Below are 5,903 nucleotides of genomic sequence, written 5' to 3'. Positions count from 1 at the left end.
GAAATGCGGTGATCCCAACCAACAGCAGCAGCTATACCAGATCAGAATGCTGCAACTCTGCCCCTCCTGCCAACTGCGGCTGCGACGCGACTTCAAACTCCCCGAGTGACGGGCGGGGTAGGCTGACACTGCCAGTAAACGGTAAGAGTTCATTCCTAAGAAACCGTAGTGGCCGGGTTTGTTACCCATCGCTAAAGTTCAACCGCTGCGATAGGCAGCCAATGGTTTGGCGGGACTACTTTATTGAAATGAATAGGAAAATTGCCGACGCTAGTCTACTAGCGCATGTACCCGATGAAGTCGGGCCACGGAAGATGGCGTTTCGCGGTGGGGTGGTTCACTGGCGACAGCCGCCGGGCTCGAGAGACTTCGTAGGAACTAGCCACAGCACGGTGATCATGCTGGCGCCGTCACAAGGCGTCAGCCTCGGATTTGAGGACGAGCGCTCCAGAAAGGTGGATGTCACGCCTGGGATGGTCGCAGTCGGGCCTGCAAACGTGGAATGGAAGACGAGCTGGGATGCCGTCACGGAGAGCATTATCGTCGGCCATTCGGCGGAAAGCATCACGGAGCTCGCCGGCCACGAGTTCGATCGCTCCGATGTCGAGCTGAGGCCGACCCACCTGACGCTGGACAAGGCCGCCCTGCACTTTGCCAAGATGATTAAGGCGGAGCTGGACCGACCTGAACTATCCAGCGAACTTTATCTGGATTCGCTCATCACCCTCTTGGGCATCCACGTGCTGCGAAATTACTCGAACGCAAGCAAAACTGCAAAGCTGGCCAAGGTTTGTCTGACGCCGGCAGTGGCCAACAGAGTTCGCGATTACCTGCACGAGCACTTTTTGCGGAAGCTGACAACTGCCGAGCTCGCGGCCGTTTGCGGTCTTTCGCCGGGGCACTTCACACAAGCTTTTTCCAAGACCTTTGGCTGCCCGCCTTATCGCTACGTCCTGGAACGTCGTCTCGATTTTGCCGAAAAACTGCTCTCCGAAACGACGATGCCGGTGGCGGAGGTGGCGTTTCTCAGCGGGTTCTCAAGCCAAAGTCATCTGTCGAACCTGATGCGCACCAGCAGGAACAAGACGCCCAGCCAGCTCCGTGAAGGTTCCCGCCAGCAGCGTTGAGCATATCGGGCGTTGGGTATTGCTCCTGGAACATCCCACACGCCCCGTTGCGGACTTGAAAGTTCCGCTTTGCGAGGTCGATAGTCAGAATGTGGTCTGCTGTCATCTGAAGGAAATGGCAGCCATTGCCTTAAGTGGAACCGCAGACTATATATCAAAAAGTATCTATATCATTTAGGAGGTGCAATGACGGAATGGAAGGTCGAGTTTCACGAACGCTTCAAGCGCGAGATCACAGACCTTCCTGGCGATGTTCGGGTGGAACTACTCGCCCACCTCGTGTTGCTACGCGAGAAGGGTTTTCGGCTGGGGCGACCTGAGGTCGATACGCTCGAAGGTTCCAAATACTCGAATATGAAGGAACTACGCCTTAAAGTGTTGAAGGTGCAATGGCGGTTTGCCTTTGCCTTCGATCCAGAGCGAAAAGCCGTCGTTCTCTGTGGTGGCGCGAAGAGCGGGGTAAGCCAGAAGCTCTTCTACAGGCGGCTGATCGATTTGGCGGACAGAAGATACGACGAGCATTTGAGCGAGTTGGAGAAGAAGCATGGATGATCTCGATAGGCTGATGAAGGCACTTCCTGAGGACGAACAACGCGCCGTCGCGAAGCGCAGTGAGGAGCTTGTCACGGCTCATAATCTGCGCGAACTGCGGGCACTGGTCGGACGGACGCAGGAAGACGTATCTGCTCGAACTGGTTTCAAGCAGACCAATGTCTCAAGATTGGAGAAGCGCGCTGACATGAAGCTGTCGACCTTGCGCGATTATGTCGAATCTCTCGGCGGCACCTTGAAGATCGTCGCKGACGTTGCGGGTAAAAAGGTCGATCTTTCGAGCATCGCAGAGCGATCACGACAGAGCTCCAAGTTTTGAGCCTGCCACGCGCAGGCAATCCAATGGAGTTCGCATCTCAGAGGCGAAACGATGGAATGCCGGGTTCTGACGATAGTAGGCCTCAGTGGTTGCGAAGACGCGCGCCAGTCATCTTACCTGAGGGCCGCTAGGTCCATAGGGAGATCAAATCGAGCATAGTGAGACGCTCAAAGCCGGTGGTGAGCTCACCGGTCAAAGTGGCTTAAGGTGTACCCACGGGTGGCTCCATGGGCCTCAGTTAGTTCCGAGGTTCAACAAATGTGGTGAACGGCCTGACAGTGGGTGCTACAGAAGAAATCTCTACCCACAGCCGCCCGCAGCGGTAACAGCCGCGCAACTCACAACCTCGGGTCCGGGCTTTTTGAGCATACTTTTTCGCCACTGTCGGTCGGATATGGCGTTGCAAAAACAGCACTAAATTAGCCATTTCCCGAAAAGCATTCCGGAATATATCTGGAAATCTACGGATCCTGCAAAACGCCTACGCATCGTGAAAGACAGTTTTTTTGATTTCTGCGCTCCTCGGCTTGATTTCGGTTAAGTTCGATTCGCGGTGAGGGGACAAGATCCGCTGTGAAAAGGCTTGACCGAAGAGCTGACTTCGAGGGGGCCTTTTATGCGGAAGACAATTTCGCTGAGTGATTTTGCGCGTCTTTTCAAACCCGCTGAGAAGTGTGTTTCGAAGGCGGCACGACTGCTCCCAGAGCGTAAGGTAAGGCAACATGCGCTGGCGGGGGTGGGGATTTTAGGCGCATTTTTCTTCTCGAGTGCTCCCGCTCATTCCCAAGCGATTTGGGACACCGTGCTCAACCARAGCTTTGGGCAGGGTGCCGAGACAGTCAGCTCCAATCCCGCGGCCAATCTTGCGCCGGGGACGACGGACATCGATGGCGTGTATGATGTGCTCGTAAATCCATTCTACGTCGATTCCTGGAACGCCTACCAGCACGCGTTCGATCATACGTCCGGCTCCGGATATATGGTTTTGTTCAACGCGAATTACGGAAGCCATTACTATAGCATAGGTGCGCCCGTCGAAGTTCCGGGCGCAACATACCGAGCCAGTTACTGGACGGCCAATGCGATCAGGTATGACGGAGATCCTGTCTACTCAGATGGCTACATCGGAATCACTGTGCAGGACCAGCCCAGCGGCGGGACGATTTACGCAACGGGCTCACAAAACTCCAACCCGCTTCCTCGAGCCGCTGGGAGCAGAAACATTCTGCCTTGGGAGCAGAGGGCGGTTACCTTTCAACTTCCTCTCAACTATGCGTCGAACGCAGTATATCTGAACTTTTTCAATACCTCGCCACTGGTTCCGCAGGGCAACGATATCGTCGTGGACGATATTCAGCTTGAGATGGCGAAAGCCAGAATCTCAGGCCGGATATACGCGGATAACAATGCGAACGGCGTTTTCGACGGAGGCGATGCCGCTCTAACCGGCCCGGCGCCCTATGTTGCGGTGGTGGACGCTAACAATGCGGTCATCGATTTCGTCCAGGTCGCCGACGACGGCACCTATCTCCTGACTGATGCGGCTTACTCAACATCGGACATCGGGCTCAAGGTCATATTGTTGAGAAGCGCACCTTCGTTGGGCCAGATAGTCACCGCAGCCAGTGCTCCGTCAGATTACGAGTTTATCAGCGAAACGCCCAACCTAACCTATGGCACGACAGGAGCGCTGCCCCTCGACGGCATTCTGAACGTCGTCCGCGCAGACTCGGCAACGGGAGATCATCCCGATTTCAACATTGGGCTGCGCGCGCTCCAAGAACAGCCTTCATTCGGCGCGTGCACCTCAAGCATGTACCTGACGCAAAATAGCCCTACAGGGCTTTACAGCTTCGACACATCATCAAATCCATTCACCGTGCAGCCGGTGGGACCAGCCACTTCGGATTACAACGCCACAGCTTACAATCCCGGCGACAACTATCTCTACGCAATTGTGGTTGGGACGAACCGGTTGCTTCGTATCGGTAGCGACGGCAGCACTGCAGATCTCGGGGCTGTAACAAACTTGCCGAGCGGGGTCACCTATAATGCCGGTGAGATTGGCGCTGACGGCACCTTTTATGTCTACAGCAGCGGGAGCAACACCAGCACACTATATCGCATTGATGTTGATACCCGCACAGCAACACCGCTCCCCTTGACAGTCGCTCCCGGCGGCTATGACCTGGCCTGGCACAATGGGCTTCTCTACACGCAGAACRCCGTCAGCGGTCAATTCTACTCGATCAATCCTGGTTCGGGCAGTGTCACGGCGATCGGAGCACCACAGGCAACGCGGGTCTTCGGCGCGATGTTCGGCGCCTCGAACGGCATCTTTGGTGGCAACAACGGTGGTGGTTTCTACAGGTTCGACGTCACAACTGGCGCTGTCACACTGATCTCTGATCTGCCGGGCTCGGGCAGCAATGACGGTGCGAAGTGCGCGATCTCCCCGATGGAGTTCGGAGCCGATCTTTCGATCACCAAAAATGATGGCGCGACCACGTATACGCCGGGGCTTGACGCGAGTTACACCATCGTCGTCACCAATGATGGCCCGTTCGGCGTGCAGGGCGCGCGGATCAGCGACCCACTGCCGTCCGGCATCACCACCGCAAGCTGGACCTGCGGCAATCCGACGGGTGGAGCGGTGTGCAGCGTGCCGAGCGGCACGGGGACAATCGACACGACCGCCGACCTACCGGCGGGCAGTTCCGTCACCTATACGCTCAGCATGGGCATCCCGACCGAGCAGACKGGAAGCCTGACGAACACGGCGACCGTCACTCCGCCCGATGGAACAAGTGACCCGGACACGAGCAACAATACGGCAAGTGACACCAATACTGCGGCACCGCCGCCCACCTCCGGCGTTTGCTCGCCGGTTCGCGTCCTTGGCAACACCACATTCAACGGCACRCCGCTGCCCGTGTCCGGCTCGGTGCAGAAGTCAGGTGCGCCGAACGGCTGGAACGCCTCTTCCCCTTGGAGCACGCTCGGTGGCAACTACACCTTCCGCTGGACATTCTCGCAGCCCATCCCAGCGAACTGGATCGAGTTCGCCATCGCGGATGTCGGCGCTGACGTGTATCGAACCACGCCGGCCAGGATCAACATCTCGGTAGCCGGAGGGACGGCAAGCGTGACTGATTTCTCCCTCGTTCCGGGTTGGCGATCCGATGCATGGGGCCAAATCTTGTGGAACGGATCGACAGGCGTGATGAGCTTCAATYCCTCGGGAGAGGTCAAGCAAGCAGGTGCATTGAGAGGCAACTCCACCGACACCCTCACCTCCATCACCATTACGACCAGCAATGTCGTTTCAGGTGATCACATCGCCAACCTTCTCTTTGTCCGCCCTGCCTGCTTGACAGTTTCGAAGTTGAGCGAGGAAGGAACCGGCAGCTTCGATTTCAACATGACGAATGTGATGCAGGCGAACGGCACTGCCGTGCCCAGCAGCACGCTCACCACCACGACTGCCGGTACCGCAGTCTCTTCTCCGGCTTATAACGCTCGCCCGGGCGTAGATATGACACTCAGCGAGGTTGTGCCGGCTGGCTGGAGTGCGGCGTCGGCGGTTTGTACGGATCAGAATGCTGGCAATACGGGCAATCCGACGGTAATCGGCAGTTTTGCCTCTCCGACGCTTACGATACCGGCTGCCAATGTTCGGCCCGAGGCGGCGATCCAGTGCCTGTTTACGAACGTGCCCGGCGACCCGAAGGTATCGGTGAGGAAGGAGCTGGTCGGGGAAAGCATCACCACCAACAACGTGGCCGAGCCGGGCGAGGTGTTGACCTACCGGGTGACTGTGACCCACGAGGGCGGGCCTGCCTTCGATAATTTCGAGTTCATCGAGAACATTCCGAACGGCGCGACGATGACGCGGGTGTCGGGTG

The 5,903-nt window shown here is 57.1% G+C and carries 4 protein-coding genes; all 4 read left to right on the top strand.

Annotated elements, in window-relative coordinates; genetic code table 11:
- The first annotated feature begins 398 nt into the window (after positions 1-398).
- Positions 399-1,127, top strand: coding sequence for an AraC family transcriptional regulator (locus LCM4573_RS18435; protein ID WP_244505362.1), 729 nt, complete (start codon positions 399-401; stop codon positions 1,125-1,127).
- A gap of 186 nt (positions 1,128-1,313) precedes the next feature.
- Positions 1,314-1,679 carry a type II toxin-antitoxin system RelE/ParE family toxin gene (locus tag LCM4573_RS18430; RefSeq protein WP_071007849.1) on the top strand — a complete coding sequence of 122 codons (366 nt, stop codon included), beginning with the start codon at positions 1,314-1,316 and terminating at the stop codon, positions 1,677-1,679.
- Positions 1,672-1,998: a helix-turn-helix domain-containing protein gene (locus tag LCM4573_RS18425; protein WP_071007848.1), complete on the top strand. Its 327-nt coding sequence runs from the start codon at positions 1,672-1,674 to the stop codon at positions 1,996-1,998. The genes LCM4573_RS18430 and LCM4573_RS18425 overlap by 8 nt, the downstream gene beginning before the upstream one ends.
- 616 nt (positions 1,999-2,614) lie before the next feature.
- A partial coding sequence (locus tag LCM4573_RS18420; RefSeq protein ID WP_131818993.1) for a DUF11 domain-containing protein occupies positions 2,615-5,903 on the top strand: 3,289 nt, incomplete at its 3' end.

The organism is Rhizobium sp. LCM 4573, from assembly GCF_001854865.1.
GTDB lineage: Bacteria > Pseudomonadota > Alphaproteobacteria > Rhizobiales > Rhizobiaceae > Neorhizobium.
This window is presented reverse-complemented; position numbering and strand designations above follow the sequence as displayed.